Source organism: Sphingobacterium sp. GVS05A, from assembly GCF_019969845.1.
Lineage (GTDB): Bacteria > Bacteroidota > Bacteroidia > Sphingobacteriales > Sphingobacteriaceae > Sphingobacterium.
On the sequence record NZ_JAHXYR010000010.1, the window covers coordinates 296,551 to 317,538 of the forward strand.

Genomic DNA, 20,988 nt, shown 5'->3' on the forward strand with positions numbered 1-20,988 from the left:
ATAATTTTAAGCCACCGTTATCCGATGGAACTGACATGATTAAAAGGTTACATCCAAGCCTATTGTCCATTTCTTAGGGATCGGATATCCGTTACCCGTTGAATAACCATTGGCTTCTACCGCTTCGGGGTCTGGCACGGAAGACCAGGACTTGACAGCCACATTATCCACCACCCCATAAATGCGGAGCATTTTCAATTTAAGTTTCTTAATCATTGCCTGTGGAAATGTATAGCTCAGCTGAATATTTTTCAGGCGTACAAAACTGGCATTTTCCACAAAAGTGCTATTGGCGATGTGCCAATTGTCTACCGTATTGCGAAATAAGTTCGGGTATTTGGTCTGATCCCCCTCTTTCATCCAGAAGTCGCTGGGCTTAAAATCGCCGGCAATCGCAGAATTGGTCCCCCAGGTATTATACAGAGCAGAAGAACCGGCATCCTGCAGTTTATCCGACAAGTAACCATTCCACAAAGAGCGTCCAAAGACAAAGCTCACGAGCGTGGATAAGCTAAAATTCTTGTAAGAAAACTGATTAATAAATCCGCCTACGAGGTCAGGATTTGGATTTCCCATATCAATTTTGTCGTTGTAATCGATCACGTAATCCCCGTTGACATCCCGCCGGCGCGGATCACCAGCCTGATAAAGGACCGATCGATTAAAGTGAGCAATTCTTCTCCCCGTCAATGGATCAACAGGTACCTCTGCATTGGTCGCATATACCCCATCCACATCCCACACTTTAAATGGAAAAATTGGCTGGCCTACATTCAGGGCACGTTGCATCCAGGGTGGTCCCACCTGTATTTCCTTTCCGCCGTCGGGAAGACTGGTGACGTAATTTTTATTGTAAGCGATATTGAAATTAGTAGTCCATTGGAATGGCGACGAAGGGGCCATATTTCGGGAGATAAGCGTCATTTCAACCCCACTATTTCTCACACTGATAAAATTGTTGGAGACCGTGCTATATCCCGAAGTAGCGGGCATCGTCAGATTGTATACCAACTGTTTGGAGTCGCGCACATAAAAATCAGCAGTCACTGTAACCCGATCGTGCAAGAGGTTCATATCAAATCCGGCATTAAACTGCGGCGAGCGCTCCCATCGGATTGTCGGTGATGTTGCCGCCTCGGTATAATTAGGAGATACTGTAGGCTTACCATTATACGAGAGTACCGAACCACCGATACCATTTTCCAACACTGACCCTGCATAAGACGCGTCAAAAGTCAGACCGGTATAGCGTGCGTAGTATGAGCCCGGGTCACGTCCGGTAACGCCATAACTACCCCTTATTTTGAAAAACGATATGGCATTTTTGACTCCTTCGAAAAATGGCTCCTCCGAAAGTACCCAGCCGGCAGATATGGACGGGAAAATACCCCATCGGTTATCCTTGCTGTATCGCGACGAAGCATCCATCCGGTAACTTGCAGAAACCAGGTACTTGTCCTTATAATCATATCCAAAACGACCGAACACCGATACCCGCGAGCGCTCACTGATGGAAGTTGTCGCATAGAGATCTGGCCCTGAAGGGATCCCGGTTACGGTTTTCACATAATTTCCATTATCGTTATAGCCGGTCATCATACTGTTATTGGAGGTATTGCGTTCAATACCCGTCCCCAAAACAGCACTAAAATTATGCGTGTTCCGAATGCTCTTGATGTAGTTAAAATAGGTTTCCCATTCCCAGCGCTTATTTTGGTTCACCCAATTTTGCGCAAAGTTTCTATAACCGGTAAGCAGTACGGGACGAAAAAGGTCGCGCGTATTATTATTGACATTAAACGAAAACTGTGACCGTAGGGTCAAGCCATTGATCAGAAATTTCTTGAGTGTTCCGGCGAAGTTTCCATTCAGGCTGAAGGAGTTATCGCGATCCATCATGCCATCGTACCGCCCCGTATAGATCTGTTGGTCTACGTCGGTAATCTGATAGAAAGAAGAAGGGAATCCCCAGGTACTAAATGGATATTTCGAATCGTCCCCCGAACCATGTTTTGCCTTTGTAAAACCTGCGAACAAGTTGGTTTCAAATTGGAAATTGTCGGTGGGATTGGCCTGCAACATCAGGCGCGGCGTCAAGTTTTCATTTTCAAAACCCATCATTACGCCCTGCTCATAGTAGCGCTGCGCCGAGAAACGATATAAGAATTTCTCCATGGTGGCGCCGATACTCACATTGACATTGTTGATATTGGCCGATTGCAGAAAAAGCCCCTGCCAATCGGTATTATTATTAAAGGCGGGATTTAAACTATCGGTCAACATCGGGCTGATGGATCCGTTATTAAACCAGTCATACGATCCACCCTGATAGAGCAAATTCATTTTCAGCCTGCGCTCGGCGGCTCCAACGGTAATTGGCTTCATTGCCGGACGGCTGGACACCCCGTTGTAAGCAGAGATCCGTATTTCGGGTTTACCCTGCGCTGGACGTTTGGTTTTGATAATAATGACCCCATTTGCAGCACGGGCACCGTAGATAGCCGATGCCGAAGCGTCTTTCAAGATATCGACCGATTCGATGTCGTTGGGATTGATGGCCTGCAAAGGACTCGCATTTCCGTAAGCCGCCTGTATATCACTTACGTCATAAATAATATTGTCGATCACATACAAGGGAGCCTGCAGCTGATTATCTGCTAGGCCCAGGTTGCTCGTTCCGCGTATATTTACGATATTATTGGTACCCGGTTCACCCGAAGTACTCAACACCGTCAGACCCGCTACACGTCCCTGCAACATGGCATCGAAGGTGGCGTAAGGTGTATTTTCAAAATCTTTCCCTTTTACGGTAGCAATAGCACCTGTTGTCTTTCGACGCTGCACATCCTGATAGCCCATGACGACCACCTCATCGAGCCCCGTTCCATCTGCTTTCATCGTTATTTGCAGCGTATTATCGCCATCTCGCAGTTGTTTCTCCTGCCGTAAATAACCGACGTAACTAAAAATCAAGGTTGGATTTGCCGATTTAAGCGGTAGGCTGAATTTTCCATCCGCATCCGTTTTGGTGGCATTGCGGATGCCTTTCTCTAAAATACTCAGATCAGACAAGGGTATGCCCTTTTCGTCTTTAACGATCCCCGTGACCGTTCTCTGTTGTTGCGCATACAGCTGTTGACATACAAACAGCAGCAACATAAAAATACCCGTTAGGTATTTTTTTGGAAGATTTTCATACATAGTCATAATTTCGTTAAGCAGGTGTTCAGTTTAGCATGCCGTCAACTATACATTTACCCCTCGGATAAACGTGATTCCTTTCGCAAAAAGGTCTTTGCCAGCATGTTAAAAAATTGATTAGTTCTTCTTTCTGTAACAAAAATAGTACTTCGAAACAGCGGTTTTCGGTCAGATCTTACCCACTCGTTCTAGCATTTTAACAAAAGAAATAGATGCGGACGGGCGAGTTACAGGATTTCAAAAGAGGAAATAAAACAGCGATTCCGTCTATCGATTACAGGGTATTTACCTGTAATCGTTAGACGGAATCGAATGAGCATGGAAAGCGCGGAGAGAAATGAGTGAACTTCTAACAGAAGGAATCGAATAGCCTACAGTCCAATGATTAAAAGTCCATTAATCGTATAGATAATTCCTATAGTTGCGGACGTATATTTTAGGCGATATGCCCAATATACTCCGAAAAACTCGGTTAAAATTGGTGATGCTATTAAAGCCCGAATCATAGGCTATTAAAGAGATCGAATCGTGCCTACCCAAACCCAATAATTTACATGCTTCGCGGATGCGCAGTTCATTCAGGTAGGCGATGAATGTTTTTCCAGTACAATTTTTAAAATAGCGGCAAAAGGCATGCGGCGTAAGATTTGCCTTTTCAGCGATTTCATCCAAACTGATATCCTCTTTAAAGTGCTCTTCCAAAAATTTGCATAGTTTTTCAATGCGGAAGGGCTTGTTTATTTCCCTATTGGACAATTGCACACCAGAAAGTGGCTCAAGATCAGCGAATACTTTGCTGAGTGATTTTAACAAATAAAAGAAATTTACGAGCTGATCTAGGTAGTCAGACTTTTGCAATATTTCAATATGATAACATACCTGCTCCCGATGTTTCTGCGGGACCTTAAATCCCCGCTGACATTTATGCACAAAATCAAGCAGGTTGCGAAGTTCGGGCATCCTTGCCATGGTAGACAATGCTCCTTTGGTGCTAAAAAATAAAGAAATAGAACGTACGCATTCCCCTGCAATGAAACTTCTAAATACATGGGCTTGATTTGTCCCCAAAAGAAAAATGTCACCGGGCTGAAATTCATGAACATTATCGTCAACGAGTAGCTGGCCGATACCTTCCTTAATCCAGATTAATTGATATTCCTCATGACGATGCATATAAGGATAGAACTTATCCAGTACATCTTCTTGAATATAGATAGATTTGTCCTCAGGGGCAGGAACTTTAAATTGAACTGGCTTCATAACAATTTAGATTTAAATAAATGTCAATATGACATTAAATATACATAAGCCAATTCGCCGTTGCAATACTTAAACAAAAGAGGTTAAAATACGGTGATGTCAGGTTAAAATATACCCATGAATCTGCTGGGGTTTAGTATGATTGACTGCCAACATACTACATATCGAATTTGCGAAAATAAAATATGTAAAATCCAGCAAGCGATGGAAGCTATATTGGCGATGGGCGAAACCTACCGTGAGGCATTATTCTTTCGAAGAAGACTGTACGACCTTTGGTTTAACGCCGAAATGCTTCTTGAAACTCGCTGAGAAATGTGCAGGATTGTTATAACCTAAAAAGCGTGAAATTTCATTTATTGGCCGATCTCCCTGTGTAAGCAGCCTCTTAGCTTTTTGCATTCTAACTTTGGTAACATGGCCATAAATGGTCGTTCCATAGCATTGTTTAAAATATTTCTTTAAATAGTTTTCATTCGTTCCCAATTCGGACGACAATTGCGATAAAGATGGCGGATCTGTTAATCTGCTCTCCACTATATTTTTTGCTTCGGCCATAAGTTTTTTCATTTCCGGGCTCAGGTGATTACCGGTCCTGGTAACCATATTGCCAAACCTGTGCTGGTCGAATGTCCGCGCCAGCAGCTCCAGGAGCTTGCCAAAACAAAACAAGGGATTCCATTCTTTATCAAGCTCCGGATTAAACAATTCCGCTATAATTTTCTTCTGCTGATCACTGATCAATATGGAATCTTCAAACAGCGTACCCGTTCGTGACTTTTCCAGAAGTCTGCGTAACTTAACCCGAAATGAGCTATCTACGGGCAAATAGGTCTCAAACAAGGAGATTGGCATATTGATTTCAAAAAAACTATCTGCCGGGCGACGATGCCATAACCCTAAAATCTGAGGTGCTGCAAACAGGTAACTTTGGACATGCCCGGGTGAACAACTTCCCAACAGATTACCGTCCACGTAGTACTGCCGGTCGCTATTTAAGGCGAAAAAAACATGGATGTAAGGAACCGCATTGTCAATACAGATATAACCATCACTGGGAGATGTTAGCTCTGAATGCATCATATGAATCCCTTGAGGCATGATGATCTCGGAGATCTCCATTTGCGAAGAATATTGCTCCAAGGTGTTTTGCCGAAACTGAAAAGGCTCATTCATAAATGTTCGGATATCAAACGAATAGCGGGGCGGCGCATAGGCCATCTCACGCGCTACCTGCTCATCCAAAGACCATGATTCCTGCAGATAAGAATTATTGGATAAGACTTTTTCTAAACTATCTGTGTACATGCCAACCTATGAAATTCCCGAATTGCATATTTTTTCTCCCCCAAATATAAGTTTAATCATCGAATTTTGTCTCCTTATTAAGATTAAATTTAAATAAGATGCGAAAAATACCTATGCTTGTCGCAGCGATATGGAGTCTACAACTCACACAAGCGCAAGAAAAACAGCTTCTCAATGGAACAGTCCTGGATGAATATAATACGCCACTAGCTGGCGCTACGATTACTGTACTGAAAACCAACCAGCATACCGCAACAGACAATCGTGGCCAGTTTATATTGTCTACATTAGCCAAAGGAACTTATGATATCCGAATTAATGCAATCGGTTACAAAACCATCAAACAGAAGATATCAATCGACCCAGCACATCCAACGACGTTGTCATTTCCGATGTTTCGTGCAGCGGAATCTTTACAAACCGTGGAAATTTACGGTCGCAAGGAAAAATCCTATCGGAGCACACAGTCTTTTATCGGAAGTAAGACCGAAACTAAATTACGCGACCTGCCGCAGTCTGTTTCTTATGCGACCAAAGAGCTTATTGCCGACCAAGGATTGATGCGTGTAGGTGAAATTGTCAAGAATTTCAGTGGCGTTAACCAATTTACCTTCTATGATGATATTACAATCCGCGGTTTTCGGATCAACGGCGGATCCAATACCCAGTTGGTCAATGGCATGCGTACAACAACAGGATTTTGGAAACAGCCCCTGGCCAATTACCTGGAGCGGGTCGAGGTATTGAAAGGCCCATCGTCGGCACTGTTCGGTAATGCAAGTCCCGGGGGTGTTGTGAATCGTGTCACAAAAAAACCGCTCGATGAGGCACGGAAATCGCTACAATTTTCTGTGGGAAGCTTCAACAACCTCCGGGCCCTAGCCGACTTTACAGGACCTATGACGACAGACAAAACGCTACTCTACCGCCTCAACATTGGCTATGAAAATGCGCAAAGTTTTAGGGATCTCCAGTTCGATAAAAACTTGGTCTTAGCACCGTCATTCTCCTTTATTCCTTCAGAAAATACGCGTATCAATTTTGATATGGTCTATAATGATTCGAAGTCCCGACTCGACCGCGGACAATCTGTCTTTGCCAACGGTGATCTGTATTCGACACCTATCAGTCAATCCATGAGTACGGCCAATGATTTTCTGAATGAACAAACCTATATGGTGACCGCTTCGTTGAATCACCGTTTCAATGAAAAATTGAGTTTCAATGCATCTTATATGAAAACAGGCTATGCGGAGGATCTGTCGGAACATCGTTCGGCCAATGCCTATGCTGTAGACGGGAAAGGAAATAATATTGAAAATATGGTGGCGAGACAGGTTTTCATCCGAAACAGAAAACGGTTTGTCGATAATATCACTGCTTTCTTCAATTACAATGTCAGCACGGGTAGGCTCGCGCATAAACTCATTGCCGGTTATGACTATGCACAGGAAGTTCTACCTGTAGGTGGTTCACAGCTAACAGCAAGTGGCTACAGAAATAAAGATAATACCGGAACCATTGCACGATTTGATCCGAAAAAAATCGGTGATTATCTGCTCGATAAAAATGGCAACCCAGTACCCAATGTTTCCAGTTTTGACCTCAGCAATCCCTTGAAAAGCCAACAGTTGCAGGACGGAAGTAAATATTTCTATGCATCTACATTGGTCGCACCGACTTATTATCATCTGAATGCATTGTATGTGCAGGATCAGCTCACTCTGGGCCCGCTTCAATTATTGCTGGGGTTACGGTATGAGAACTACAAAGATATCGCCAATTATAAGACAGATCAGGCCGAGAATGTACACCAAGATGTCATACTGCCACGCTTCGGTGCAGTGTATACCATTAATCCGCAGATTAACCTATACGGAACCTATGTCAAAGGCTATAACCCACAGACAGCTTCGGCACTGGCAAATCCAAACGCGGGCGGGCCATTCGATCCGCTCGAAAATGACATGACCGAGTTTGGGTTAAAAACAGCCTGGTTGGACGGAAAATTGCAGGCGAGTACCGCCATCTATCAGATCAATCAGAAGAATACGCTTTATCCTGCCCCCACTGCCGACAATGCGGATTTGATGGAACAGATCGGAAAGGAAAGATCCAAAGGCATAGAGTTTGACATTCAGGGCCAGATTCTCCCGCATTGGAGTATTATTGCCTCTTATGCCTACAATGACGCCAAGATTACCGAAGGTGGAAATAATGAAGAACTGAACAGACAAAAACCCAATGCGCCTCAAAATACAGCAAACATCTGGACCAGATTTTCTATTCCATCCGGAAAAGCAAAAGGTTTGGGAATCGGTGTCGGAGCCAACTACGTAGATAAGCGAAACCTTTCCATCAACCAGAACCAGACAATTCCTTCTTACAGTTTACTGAACGCAGCGCTATACTATACCATTGGGAAGGTACAATTGCAGGCCAACTTTAATAATATCACCAACAAAACACATTGGGTAGGTGGTTATGACTATATCCGTCTATTCCCGGGTGCACCACGCAATTTCTTATTTACCCTAGGCTATACCTTTTAAGTATGGCTTTCAAAAAGATAATGCTGTTTTTACACCGCTGGATCGGATTATTGTCTGGTCTGGTGGTTTTTATCGTGAGCATTACTGGCGCCATTTATGTTTTTGAGAAGGAGCTTTTTGCGCTATTTCATCCCAGCTATGTGACGGTAGATGTACCGGAAAAAGCAAGTGTTCTCCCCCTTTCGATCTTGAAGGCAAATGCTCAGCATGTCACCGACCATCCCGTTAACATTATCCGCGTTCCCGCTACCGCCGGTCAGCAGGAAACCTATATTTTTGAGTCCCTTAAACGCCGTCCCAAAAACGATATCGTGGGTGTATTCGTGAATAAAGAAATCATCTATTGGGACCGTATTTTCGTAGATCCCTACAGCGGGCGCGTTTTAGGAAAAATAGATGTCGAGACTAATTTCTTCTGGATTGTAAGGCAGATCCATCAATTTCTTTATCTCAGGCGCGACATAGGGAGCACCATCGTCGGCAGCAGCGTCCTGCTGTTTATCATTACGCTACTTTCAGGTCTTTTCCTGTGGTGGCCCAAAAACCGTAAGGTAGCTGTTAAACGGCTCAAGATCAATCTCAGCACTAAATGGAAGCGTCTCAACTATGATCTTCATCAGGTTTTGGGGTTTTATGCTTTCTTGGTTGCTCTGGTCATTGCGGCAACTGGTTTAGTCTGGTCCTTCAAGTGGTGGGAGACGAGCATATACTGGCTTATGGATGGTAAGCGACCCAATATGCAGATCGAAGAGCCAAAAGCTCCAAACAATACGATGAGTGAGGCCGGTGCTACTTCGTTAGACCTGATATGGTCCGATGTCGTGAAAAAGCACACGGTACATCAGGGCGTTTTTATCAATTTGCTTCATGAGGTTTCCCAAGCCAATGCAACCATCTATAATAAAGGAAACACCGGGTGGTCGGCCTCGGATACCCATGCCTATGATCTCCGTAATGGAAAGCACTATTTTAAGAGGCTGCAAAATGATAAAACATTGGGCATGAAATGGAGAAATTCCAATTACGACATTCATGTCGGAAAAATAGCCGGGAGGACAGGCATGTGGATCGCATTTGTAGCAAGCTTAATCTGTGCCTCCCTACCGGTTACAGGCTTCTGCATCTGGTATGGCCGAAAATTTAAGAAGAAAAAATTGCGTTCGTAGCCACTTCAATTAAATCCGCCTGCAACCAGCACCCATTATTATCCCTCAATCCTCATAATAGGCATCCATCAGATTTTTCCTTTCCATAGTTGCAACGTTGATATATTCAAACTTTTTATACTGACAGAATGATCCCATATCTTTATCTCCATTGATAAAGATACCACCTACCAGAATCACATATTTGCACGGGTATCGGGTTTCTTTTACCAATATTTCAATGCGTTCGTCTATCGCTTCATACATGACTTCTGTCGCTTCAAAAATTTGGTTTTCCGCATTCAGTATTCTTTCTTTGCTGTGGAGAAAAATTTGCTCAATGGTATTTATCTGAAAATCCAGCGAAGTGATATTTCCTTCAATGATCTGTCCGGCTACCAGTTTGGCAAGGGCCCCTTTTGCTGCCCCGCAGCAGGCAGAATTGGTCCGCTGTCCTATTCTGCTTATCTCTCCGATCTGCCCATCCCGGGTAATCCCGATGTGCGGCGCATAAAAAATGATCACAGCCCCATCTTCAGGGACATGGTGCGCAAATGCCCCCATCCCCGTAAGTCCGGCAAAAGGAAAACCGTCTAGTCCTCCCAGGTGAAATGGACCGAGCATTTCATAGGCTCTAGGAGGATATTGTATGGCATTGACGTCGTCGCAGCACATACTGTCCGCATGCATTAACTGCTTAGGTTTTAATTCCAGGTATTTTTCAATCGTGTCCAATAAACGATTGACCGTATCAATAGACGTTAAGGCCTTTGGATACCATTTTCTTACAGATTCTATACTCATAATTTTATTATTTTTTACATGACGATATTATTCACGGGCTGTATCGCGGGAGGAAGCTCCTTTTCGCCCAAGATTTCACGCAGGTCAATTTCTATGTTCCTGCTGATCTGTGTGATCGGGATATCGTTGGCATTACCCTCAAATGGATTTTCCGTACTCTCCCCGATTTGTTCCAGCACCAGAAACACCCAGCCCAAAAGAATGCTGAAAGGAACGGTAAGCCAGACGATATGATCGCCAAATTTTTCGATCATTTTAGAAAACTCCCCTAAAAACCCCAAAGGAAGCAAAAAGCAGAGCGCATTTGTGAAATAGAGATTGATACTTGAAAACTGGCGTGGATAGGGAAAATTTTTGATTCTTTCACATTTTCCCTGCTGATCATACAATTCCTTGAACTGATTTTCAAGTGCGGTATAATTATAAGCCGAAATTTGACCTGCTTCATTTAATTCCCTTAACTGCGCAGACTGTAAGGCAATGATCTGGGTCGCCCTATTTTTTGTGGAAAGCACATACTTAAGCTCATCATCGCTTAAAAAGTTCATGAGTTCCTCATCAAGCTTACCTTTCCATTCAGGAACTTCATAGTACCTGAGAAACTCTTTATTGTAGCCTTTTGTTTTTACATGTTCCCAGCTTTTTGTTTCCCTGAGCTGAAACCTCAATGCCGTAAGCCAGGCAAAATGGCGATAGATGATCTGCTGATGCACCGCCTGTTCCTGTACCTTATCGTCCATTCTTATGAAATCCCGCACCAAGATCCCCAAACTGCGGCTGTTGTTGATGATCGCACCATAGATCTGACGGGCTTCCCAGCTCCGGTTGTAAGTCTGCGTATTCTTGAATCCCGAAATGAATGCCGCTGCCGTCCCCAGCAATGCGACCGGAACCCAAGGGATAGCCAGCCATTTCCAGTCCATAAAATAAAAAAGTACGGTTGGAATAACACTCAAAATAAGCATTTTATAAATCTTCATCCTGGTCCAGGGAATGAAATGGTAAAGTTTGTAATGTGAGCCTGTATTCATAAATAAGTTAATTTTTTGATGAAAATTTGCTGATCAGAATCCCTACCAGTACAACCGTGTAAAATTGACCGGCTATTCCCACAAATGCGGTGACCAATTTGGTCACATGGGTATTGGGCGTAATATCTCCGAATCCGATACTGGTGAAAGTAATCGAACAGAAGTAGACCAGATCCATAAATGTAAGTGCGGAGGAGGACTGATCAACTCCTTTAAAAGATGCGGGATCGCGGTACTGGAAAAATTGCAGTGCGAACACCGAGATTTCTATCAGTAACATATACCCGCATATGGCAGCCGAAATAATATCCGTATTGATATATCCGGGTTTTATCAGAAACCGGAGCACCTCCATAAAAAGAAAGCAAAAGAACACCACATAGTTGATATTCAAAAAGGTAAAATACCAGGGTAGCTCCTTAAAAAATGGGATGCCAACAGGTAATAACAAAATGATGATGAAATGCAGATTTCTGAACCAGTTTCCCCAACTATGTTTTCCGGTGAACAACAAGATAGACCCTACTCCCAATACGAGCATGTTGACTGGCCATATGACACGGGTATAAAAATCCAGATCCGTAAGAAATATTCCTACAAATAAATGCTGCATCAGGACGAGCAGAAGAATTTCATATTTTCTTTTCTGCAACTTTTGAATGATCATCGGCGATTTTAATAAAAATTGAAAGCTGGTCATCATTAACCGAAGATACTCAGGTTATTGCCCAGCGGTTTTCAAGGGATATTGCAGGTAGATAATTACCAAGTTCAATAGTAAAAACGGCAGTTCGATCAGCACCCCTTTCAGATCTTTATCCAGCAGATGCAGACAAATGATCAGCAAAATTCCTGCTGCCATTAAAAAGTTTCCCCAGACAAAAGTCTTCGGGAACAAGATCATTAACGCGGCAATCATCGTAACCGCACCATTTACTGCCAGTGCTGTTTTGTTAAATCCCCATTTACTGAACATGTCCATCATGGCGGGTTTCCCCATCAGCATGGCATAGCCCTGTTTTATTCCCATAAATACAGCGATGAGGATCAATATCGAATTAATCAGTCTGATTATCATAATTTTAGGCTTAAAAGTAAAAATGGATAATGGGTTTTATTTAAAATAACCATTATCCATTATCTGATCAATTATTTCTGGTTAATCAACTATTATCTTGTGGTATAACCGCCGTTGGCAAAAATAGTTTGCCCGGTGATCCACCAACCGTCCGTTACCAAGAATTCTACCAAAGGAGCGATATCTTTGATATCTGTCAGTCCGCCCAGCGCAGAAGCTGATTTGTGATAGGCTACCGCATCATCACTCTCCTGTCCGTAAAAGAAAGGCGTATCCATCGGCCCCGGAGCTACTGCCGTCACGGAGATGCCTCTGTTTCCGAATTCTTTCGAGGCCGCCCTTGTAAAATGCTCTACCGGTGCCTTAGCTCCAGCATATGTTGAATACAATCCGGTATAGGCAGCCAGCAAGGAAGTCACAATCGTACAGATTTTACCGTGATCGTTTACTTTTTTACCAGCTTCCTGCAGGAAGAAATAAGCCGATTTTGAATTGATTCCGAACATGGTATCATATTCTGCCTCTGTCGTTTCGACAAATGGCTTTTTCAAAACCATACCCACGGTGTTGATAGCGATATCAATTCCACCGAAAGTCTTTATGGTTTCATCAAAAAACTTAGTGATATTATCTACCTGAGTCAGGTCTCCCTGAAATAAAAATGCTTCAGCACCTAAGGCCTTTACCTCAGCCAATGTTTTTTCACTTTCTGCTTTTGAGCTTTCACTATTAAAATGAATAGCCAGCTTTGCTCCTTTTGCCGCAAAATCTCTGCTTAATAAACCGCCAAGGTTTTTTCCACCTCCGGCAATCAGGACTACTTTCCCTTTTAAATCGTTGTGTGCCATAATCTTTTTTCTTTTATAATTAAAGCTACAAAAACTGACGGAATATTCCGTCAGTTTTAATCAAAAAAAATTTTATGCCTTTATGGAGTCCCAGCACATTTGTAAAAACAGCGCTATTGTAGCATCATCGATGTCCATCTTTTCATCTATGGCCCACAAGAGCCATCCGTTAATCGTACTAAAGGTAAATAACCTCAGGCGTCTTGCGGTTAACGGTTTGAACAAATTCTGCTCCAGGCCCATCGCATACAATTCGTCAAATTTCAGAAAGTCCATCATGGCGACTTCATGGATCTCTTTTGTTAAGATCGGTGATGCTGCAAATTGATAAGAAAACTGGAACTCCAGGGGGTGCTCAAGAAAATAACGAATCACCCTTTCCCAAAGAAAATCAAATTGGCTACGGAGACTACCCTGTTGTGTATAATTGTGGAAAATATACGCAGACTCCTCGGATTTCTGCGTTATCCAGATTTGCTGTACGATCTCCTCCTTACTAGCAAAGTAACGGTATACCGTACCGATGCCTACCTTTGCTTCAGCAGCTATCTGCGCAATGGTCACCGCATGCAGCCCCTGTGTGACAAAGAGCTTTAAGCCCGCTTTTAATATTTGTTCTCTTTTCAAATTAAACTAAATAATGTCGCAAATTTAACAAAATATCTTCTGAATAAACTATTACAACATATTTTATGAGGTATATTCTCGAACTAGGGGCAGCCCACTGCCGCTTCCGTAAACCGAAAAATATTCACGTATTCCTATGTCTCTAAAGGCAGAAATATTATCTTTAAGACTCAAAGCACATTAGACGATTAAAATAAAAAATGACAGACAACAAAGACATTATCTCCATGGCGGAAGTTCAGATCAGAAGCTTTATCGAATCCAAAAGACCACAGGATGCAGAGGTGCGAAAGAAGTTGGATTTTGGATACAGCTGGGATGGACAGACTGCCTTATTGTTTGAGATACGCCCGCAATGGAATAATCCAGCCAACATACTACATATCGAATTTGCGAAAATAAAATATGTAAAATCTAGCAAGCAATGGAAGCTTTATTGGCGACGAGCCTCCAGTAAATGGGAGGCTTACGAAGCTATACCATCAAGTGATCATCTGCAGGAGCTGCTGACTGAGATCAGCCATGATGGTTATGGCTGTTTTTTCGGATAAAAAACATAACAAAAAAGTCGCCTATATCGACGATATGGGCCACTTTTTTACAAGAATTGTAAATAAAAGGCGTTTGAAGCACTTTATTTCATTTCAAACCAGCGCTTAAAATCAGCGGCATCCTGACGGCTGACAAATATATCCTCCCGCTGCTCAAAATCAGGTTTCAGTTCAATCCTTATTACACCATTGTCTAAAGGCTGGTATCCCTTGATGATACCCCGATTGACTATATAACGCCTGTACATCAGATAGTATTGATTATGGTCGAGTACTTTCATCAACGTGTCGAGGCTATAGTTGTGTGTATACTCCTTGCTACTCGTTAAGGTCAGAAGCTTTTTGTCGTCGGCTGAGCTTTTGATAAATGCAATGCCGTTAAGTGGGACATAGTTATCTTCATAGCCATATTTTACCCTAAGACAAGGTGCAAGCATGACCGTATCGGACACATCTTCCATCCGCCCGTCTTCCAACTTCACTTGCAGCTCCTCATATTCAATGAGCAACTCCTTGAGTTCAGTCTTTTCTATTTCTGCCTCTACATATTGATCTTTCACGAACTTGGCAAACCGGATGACGTATACCAGCAAGAATAACAGGTTCAATATGAATATAAACAAAAATACAAACCTGAATTCGTTGCGGATATATGGACCTATAGCATCCATTCCCTTTGAGGTTAACGGTAAAAATACCAACAGCACAAAGATCGTTGTGAGCAGGGCAGGCAACAGTAAGCCGTAGATAATCTGCCCGATCAGACGTGGCTTAAAATCTGTCAGCCAGGATAGCTTCTTGTCCATGAATCTATTAAATACATGCGCTGCATATAACACGCACAAAGTAATAAGTGAGGAAAGAAACCAATAGAGATAAAATCTTGGTTCTGAATAGCGCTCATCAAAGACCAGAAATTTGCTGGGCGAGCAGAAGAAGTTACCGATCAGAATAGCCAAAAATAATTGAAGTCTGATCGAAAAGTAGTTAACTTGAATCTCCGAATGGAATCTCTCAATTAGTTTCTTTGTTTGCATGAAGTTGTCAAAATGGTTAAGGCAGGTAAAATTAACTAATTTCCTAAATAAAAAATTGACAGATCTTCAAAAGAGTGCTGCAGGATTCCGTAAAAATTTACGGAATCCTGCTTTTTTTTAATTCCTCTATCCAATACCGATAACCGTTCATCCCATAATTTCGTTTTCGTCCGTCAGCGCAAAACACCCCCTAAAAGGCCAATAAGCTATATTTACGCCCCATTTCTGCTACCGTTCATCCGCTTACAAACAGTTTACCTTGCCTTCTAAGTAATACCTTGTTAATTTTATAGTAGGGGTAGTTTTTACGATAATCAAAAATAATAAGGCAGTTAGCGCAAGCCATATGACTATTTAACAATAAATAATATAATTATGAGAAGATTAAGAATAACACATGGACCATCGTTCTACAGCTCCCCGGTAGACCAATGTTTTTATTGCGAACGCCATCTTAGTGGCTATAATAGCTGGACTAACCTGCAACGATGCAACGACCTCTTCCGCCCATCGACCAAACTGTGCGGAAATAAGATCCGGGTCATCGTGTGCCACACCTGTCAAAGAGCAAAGTCACGCCTTGAGCCTGAAGAATTCATGGAAATACTGCAAGAGAGCTTTGAGAAGCAGCAGGAGTTTAAATATATTGATGTATCACGGATTCAGACTGTGGCCAAAAACGTATCCTATATCCTGAATCATCTGGAGCCGAATCTCAATCAACGAAATCTTACGATCGTCAAGAAAACAGACTCCGAAAAGCCCCAATTAAAATATCAGGATATTCCGAAAGAACAGTCCAATGTAGCAGTAACGCAAGTTAATACAACCCTGACCTGCTACTATTGCGACAGAGCCTTGGATACTTCGCGGAAAGATCCAAATTGCCAGATCACACGAGACCATGTACGCCCTATTTCCAAACATCCTGATTCGAGACTGATCGTATTCAGCTGTTACCTCTGCAACAACACTAAGGCGAATGATGAACCCGAAATTTTCCTGGCCAAATTAACAATTGCACATTATCACGAACAGAACTATAAAAAAATACCTTACCACCAGATCAGCACCATGATTATCAATCTACGCTATTTAATCAATAAGTCGTTACAGCCTTTTGCCTCATATCCTGTCCTAGAGACTCTTCAGCTCTACGATCTTCCGATCCTGCGGCAACAGCTTCACGACAGGAGTAGGCAGCTCTGGCTCGATCAGCTTGATGATTACGCATTGCTGGAACTGCTCTTGGTATGTCTGAGCGCGCAGACCAAGCGGTCAAGGGATGGCTTAGCCCATGATGCTGCTTTTTTTAATATCTTGCTTTGGCAAGAGCGGTTGGAACTCGCTTTAAAGATCGGTTGGGTCTCGGCCTTCTACCGTATTGACACCATTGATTTTCACTCGCTCACGGATGAGAAGGAGTTTGATCAATTTTATATTTTAAACGATCGGGGCCGTGCTGTTTTACAGCTGGAGATGAACTGCAGTGTACGACAAAATAGGTAATCATGATCAGATCGTTAAACCAATTGGAAGACGCAATCAATGCGTACGGCATACTGCAAGGTAGTTTTCAAGGCAGCGCTATCCCAAGCGACAAGTCCATTATAGTGGCCTGCGATGCCCTGATCCGCGATTCCGAACAACTTTATATCAGTCACTCCAAATCAGGAATGGCCAAGGAATCTTTTAGACGCTACTATACCAAATTCAGGCTGCTTTTTGATAGATTATATACTTATAAAGCCTACCAGTCGGATAGTACCATTGTCAAGCTGCACGAAAGTATCTGGCAGAGCATACAGCATTTTAAAGAGCATATGAATCCCTTGGACGAGCTCCCCATATACGACCAACAGCTTCTCAAGGAGTCCAGCCTGACAAAACTTGCTAAATTATTCGCCCGTTTACGCGCTAAACAATTAGACGAAGAATATCTCTTAGAAATCCAATATGGTATGGACAGTCTGTTTGACGGGCACAAGCCGCCCAGGCTGCTCTTTTATCATTGTGAATGGCTAGACAGCTTTCTCATGGCATTGCAAAGCATCGCCTACGATACCCGTGACAAGTCCTATCCTAAGCGGTTTATGGAATTTCTGATCCGGTACAATTTCAACTACCTCGGGCTCCGCAACCGATGGAAAGAAAATATTGAAAGACAGTTGAACACGCTATCCCGGGCTGACCAGCTGTCCCGCCTCTTGCTCCTGGAAAAGGAAATCACCCATTACCACCCTTTTCCTAATAGCCACTACGATATAGAGCAGCCCCATCTCAAAATGATGATGAATGAATATATTTGCGCTGAACTGGATTATCTGGAAAAAATCACGAACCTAGAGGCGGAAGCCCAAGATACGCTGGATCAGATCCCTCGCCCTTCCAGCGGAATCCATATGACGCTCACAGGAGAAGGAATCACCTGCCTGTTCCATTATTCCAGCAAAGTCGGCCTTTTTAAGAATAAGCATAAAAGTGACGCTGCCGTAGGAGTAGCCCAGCATATTGTCACCAATCGAGGCAACCGCATCAGCGCCAATCAGCTATCCAAATTCAACAAATTTGAGCATATATTCAGTCTATATCTCGTTGAAGATAAGCTCAAGGAAATGCTCCATTTCATAAAAAAAGATATTGAAGAAGTCGAGCTGCGAAAATAATTGAGATTTAAATACCTCTTTAAAATAGATTAAAACGGTTTTCTAAAAAAACTAGGGGGATTCTACTTTATCCCCCTAGCGAACTTGGTCACCAGATCCAGATACCCTTTGCTCAAACTGAGTTCTAAGCCTCCCTTTCAGTCCGATATTCCCACCAGCATTTGTCCTAAAAATGTATCCCATCTCCCCTTTTTTAAAATTCACAGTTGTTTAAGGTACTTTAAAGGCTCCTCAACTGACTAAATGCTTCTACATAGGATTGAGAGACATTGTCCTTCCTTTGCTTTCAGACTTACACAGTATAACAATGAAAGCAAAAAAGATTATATACCAGATCATCCTCATCACACTGATGGCCCTTTGGATCCCGATCAGTCTGGACAAGCTTATCAACTTTGAGCTGTTCAGGTCCGCAATGATCCAGCAGCCTTTTAGCGACCAGTTGGGTATGTACTTAGCCTATACCTTGCCTCCTCTCGAGCTTGCCGTTGGCCTACTTTTTATAATGCCAAAGACAAGGATATGGGCATTCAGCTTGTCGTCTTTGATGATGCTTGCTTTTGTGGCTTACGTAGGTCTAGCGGTCATGAAAGTATGGGAAAAATTCCCTTGCGGCTGCGGATTGGTATTCCAGCAATTGGGCTGGACGGCCCACCTCTGGCTCAATATGGCCTTTCTAGTCGTCAGCCTCTTAGGCTTATGGCTTGAGCTCTCCTTTTTAAAACATCATTCTCCGATCAATCGAATTATAGAAAATAATACCAGTGATGATATTACAAGTTTACAGGTGAATTCAGGTTCACCAACTGCCACAAAATTGAAAACCAGTCCTAGGCTACAAAAAGAATAGTGTATCCCATCAACAGCGGAACTTGGATTAAAGGCTAATCTGGGTGAAGGGCGCGTCTGCCAAAAGACACTTATGGTATTCCCGCGCTGCTGTCGATGGCTACGTACATAAAACCGACACACCGTGGGGACGAAAAAGACATGAAAATTGAAGTAAAAAAAATTAAAAATTAAAAAGATGAAAAATTTAAATAGTTATGCAATGGCCATCATAGCATTGGTGATTGCAGCTGGAAGTACAACATTAATGTCATTCAATAAAATTGCAAATAAGCAGACAGACGTCACTCTTTTCTTCGATGGAGACGCTACCGAAGCAAGTCAGGTAAGTGATCCGAGTAATTGGGCCGAAGACAATCCAGGCTCGACTTGTCCGGGCAGCAAAAAGGCTTGTTCGATGGAAGTCAGTCCGGCAGATCTACAAGGTGCATCGGGAAGTAGAACGCTAAATCCGACGAAAATTATTTTAGGGGCTTCCAATACCGGTACAATATCAAATCCGACCTATGTACCAACCAAAGCTGGGGGATCAAGCTCTAATAATATTACACCACACAATCAAGATTAAAATAATAGCTCTCGAAACAATTAATATCTGCTAATCCAATCCCCAAAGTATATCTCAATTTTGATTTTATACTTTGGGGATATTTTTATCAATATGGCCTTATCAAAATCCCATTATTGTGGATTTTGTGGTATTCCGGTCCTGTCAACAACATCAGTCGGGATTGGCAATGCATAACGGTTGCTATTTGGAACCAATTCTAATACCCCCTCCGGTATCTGTCTTTTTAAAACAATATTTCGCCCTTCCAAATTTAACCGTTTCACATCCATCCAGCGCAGTCCACGAAACAGCAACTCTTTGCGCCGTTCACATAAGATTCTTTCCAACGCATCTTCTTGACTGAGTCCCCCCAGATCCTTATATTTCCCTGTCGCGTAACGATGGCGCATCAGATGGTTTAAATCTGAAAGCCCCCTTTCTATCCGACCGTTACGAATATAAGATTCGGCCCGCATCAGTAAGATCTCAGCGGATGTGATCCCGGTAAAGAAATCCGAGGCACCAGCATAGCTACCTTTAAACTGATAGTAACCATCTGATCCTTGAGCAAAAAATAATTTCAGACGCAGATCATCCTTATTGTACGATTTGTATAGAGTGGTATCTACTAAGGCATTATAATAATTCATTGCTGGCAGGGTCGTACTCATCTGACTAAAAAAGGTAGTTTCTATATTATACCGTTCAAAGGGGAATTGTGTATTAGCATCCAGCATATTATAATCTATCAGTTTAGCTGAGATCATCCATGCTGAATCTGCATAAATTTCAGATTTATCATAGTGTCGCATGGACAGATATGTTCGGGCCAATAGTCCATAAGCGGCCGCCTTAGATGGTCGCAAGACATGCTCCGATTGCCGCGGCAGAAGGGGTATCGATCGTTCCAGATCGTGGATAACGGTATTATAACACGCTGCTATCGAGGAACGTTCAGACGGTTTATATGGATCTGCATCCACTCGAAGCACAATACCGGGATAAAGATCCTTTTCACTCTCCTCATATCCCTTTGCATAAGTCCATAACAGCGACAGATAAGCATAAGATCTATAAAAATATGCGGCACCCGCTAACTGGCTCCATGTTTCTTTATTTGCATCATTAATTTGAATACTCTTTAAATTATCAAGCACAATATTACTATGATATACGGTGAGGTAACTCGTTGCCCAATCGTTGGGGAAATTATTATCGATGATACGCCAAGTATATGCCTCTTGAGATCGCATCCCTAAGGAATTATAAGATTGAAGGGTTAAAAAATAATTATCTGATGACGCTTCCCCAAGTGGATTTGTACTGATGTTCATCACTTCCATATTGTCCAATATTCGTTGCATCGCCTCGAAATTGTCTGGCGTTGCCAATCCACTGTTCGACTTAATGTCCAGATAATCTTTACAGGACATTAAAATAGAAAAAAGCAGGATATAGATTAGTCTTGATCTTAACATGAT

18 protein-coding genes are annotated in these 20,988 nt (G+C 42.6%); 7 read left to right on the top strand and 11 right to left on the bottom strand.

Annotated features, from left to right (window positions below; all coding sequences use genetic code 11):
- Positions 1-39 precede the first annotated feature (39 nt).
- The 3 genes from LC454_RS23095 to LC454_RS23105 all read right to left on the bottom strand — a co-directional run bounded on the left by LC454_RS23095 (position 40) and on the right by LC454_RS23105 (position 5,769).
- Positions 40-3,201, bottom strand: coding sequence for a SusC/RagA family TonB-linked outer membrane protein (locus tag LC454_RS23095; RefSeq protein WP_223584809.1), 3,162 nt, complete (start codon positions 3,199-3,201; stop codon positions 40-42).
- A gap of 396 nt (positions 3,202-3,597) precedes the next feature.
- Positions 3,598-4,461, bottom strand: a complete 864-nt coding sequence (locus LC454_RS23100) for an AraC family transcriptional regulator (RefSeq protein ID WP_121122581.1) — start codon at positions 4,459-4,461, stop codon at positions 3,598-3,600.
- A 246-nt stretch (positions 4,462-4,707) separates the two neighbouring features.
- Entirely contained in the window at positions 4,708-5,769 is a 1,062-nt protein-coding gene (locus LC454_RS23105) for a helix-turn-helix transcriptional regulator (protein ID WP_223584810.1), read from the bottom strand.
- Between the two features lie 98 nt (positions 5,770-5,867).
- Here LC454_RS23105 and LC454_RS23110 point away from each other — a divergent pair, with 98 nt between their 5' ends.
- The gene (locus LC454_RS23110; RefSeq protein WP_223584811.1) at positions 5,868-8,321 is read left to right on the top strand and encodes a TonB-dependent receptor; all 2,454 of its coding nucleotides are present in this window, start codon (positions 5,868-5,870) and stop codon (positions 8,319-8,321) included.
- Between the two features lie 2 nt (positions 8,322-8,323).
- Entirely contained in the window at positions 8,324-9,487 is a 1,164-nt protein-coding gene (locus tag LC454_RS23115) for a PepSY-associated TM helix domain-containing protein (RefSeq protein ID WP_223584812.1), read from the top strand.
- A gap of 45 nt (positions 9,488-9,532) precedes the next feature.
- On the opposite strand, the gene LC454_RS23120 is transcribed toward LC454_RS23115, so the two are convergent.
- The 6 genes from LC454_RS23120 to LC454_RS23145 form a co-directional block, all read right to left on the bottom strand.
- Entirely contained in the window at positions 9,533-10,270 is a 738-nt protein-coding gene (locus tag LC454_RS23120; RefSeq protein ID WP_223584813.1) for a hypothetical protein, read from the bottom strand.
- A 14-nt stretch (positions 10,271-10,284) separates the two neighbouring features.
- Positions 10,285-11,301, bottom strand: coding sequence for a bestrophin family protein (locus LC454_RS23125; protein ID WP_223584814.1), 1,017 nt, complete (start codon positions 11,299-11,301; stop codon positions 10,285-10,287).
- Between the two features lie 7 nt (positions 11,302-11,308).
- Entirely contained in the window at positions 11,309-11,968 is a 660-nt protein-coding gene (locus LC454_RS23130) for a potassium channel family protein (protein WP_121122787.1), read from the bottom strand.
- Between the two features lie 54 nt (positions 11,969-12,022).
- Entirely contained in the window at positions 12,023-12,379 is a 357-nt protein-coding gene (locus tag LC454_RS23135; RefSeq protein WP_223584815.1) for a DoxX family protein, read from the bottom strand.
- Between the two features lie 92 nt (positions 12,380-12,471).
- On the bottom strand, positions 12,472-13,227 hold the full coding sequence (locus LC454_RS23140; protein ID WP_223584816.1) for an SDR family oxidoreductase: 756 nt from the start codon (positions 13,225-13,227) through the stop codon (positions 12,472-12,474).
- 72 nt (positions 13,228-13,299) lie between these two features.
- Entirely contained in the window at positions 13,300-13,854 is a 555-nt protein-coding gene (locus LC454_RS23145; protein WP_223584817.1) for a TetR/AcrR family transcriptional regulator, read from the bottom strand.
- A gap of 200 nt (positions 13,855-14,054) precedes the next feature.
- On the opposite strand from LC454_RS23145, the gene LC454_RS23150 reads away from it, so the two are divergent.
- Positions 14,055-14,405 carry a DUF3024 domain-containing protein gene (locus LC454_RS23150; RefSeq protein ID WP_223584818.1) on the top strand — a complete coding sequence of 117 codons (351 nt, stop codon included), beginning with the start codon at positions 14,055-14,057 and terminating at the stop codon, positions 14,403-14,405.
- Between the two features lie 83 nt (positions 14,406-14,488).
- Here the strand turns inward: LC454_RS23150 and LC454_RS23155 are convergent, their stop codons facing one another.
- A complete protein-coding gene (locus LC454_RS23155; RefSeq protein ID WP_223584819.1) occupies positions 14,489-15,442 on the bottom strand; it encodes a LytTR family DNA-binding domain-containing protein in 954 nt (317 codons plus the stop codon).
- A 375-nt stretch (positions 15,443-15,817) separates the two neighbouring features.
- Between LC454_RS23155 and LC454_RS23160 the strand changes: the two genes are divergently transcribed.
- From LC454_RS23160 to LC454_RS23175, 4 genes are all read left to right on the top strand, one after another.
- Positions 15,818-16,951 (top strand): hypothetical protein, encoded by a 1,134-nt coding sequence (locus tag LC454_RS23160; protein ID WP_223584820.1) that lies wholly within the window; start codon positions 15,818-15,820, stop codon positions 16,949-16,951.
- A gap of 2 nt (positions 16,952-16,953) precedes the next feature.
- A complete protein-coding gene (locus tag LC454_RS23165; RefSeq protein WP_223584821.1) occupies positions 16,954-18,108 on the top strand; it encodes a hypothetical protein in 1,155 nt (384 codons plus the stop codon).
- 307 nt (positions 18,109-18,415) lie between these two features.
- Positions 18,416-18,958, top strand: a complete 543-nt coding sequence (locus tag LC454_RS23170) for a MauE/DoxX family redox-associated membrane protein (RefSeq protein ID WP_223584822.1) — start codon at positions 18,416-18,418, stop codon at positions 18,956-18,958.
- A gap of 177 nt (positions 18,959-19,135) precedes the next feature.
- Positions 19,136-19,525 (top strand): hypothetical protein, encoded by a 390-nt coding sequence (locus LC454_RS23175; RefSeq protein WP_223584823.1) that lies wholly within the window; start codon positions 19,136-19,138, stop codon positions 19,523-19,525.
- Between the two features lie 113 nt (positions 19,526-19,638).
- Here LC454_RS23175 and LC454_RS23180 read toward each other — a convergent pair whose 3' ends face one another.
- Positions 19,639-20,985, bottom strand: a complete 1,347-nt coding sequence (locus LC454_RS23180) for a RagB/SusD family nutrient uptake outer membrane protein (protein WP_223584824.1) — start codon at positions 20,983-20,985, stop codon at positions 19,639-19,641.
- Positions 20,986-20,988 lie beyond the last annotated feature (3 nt).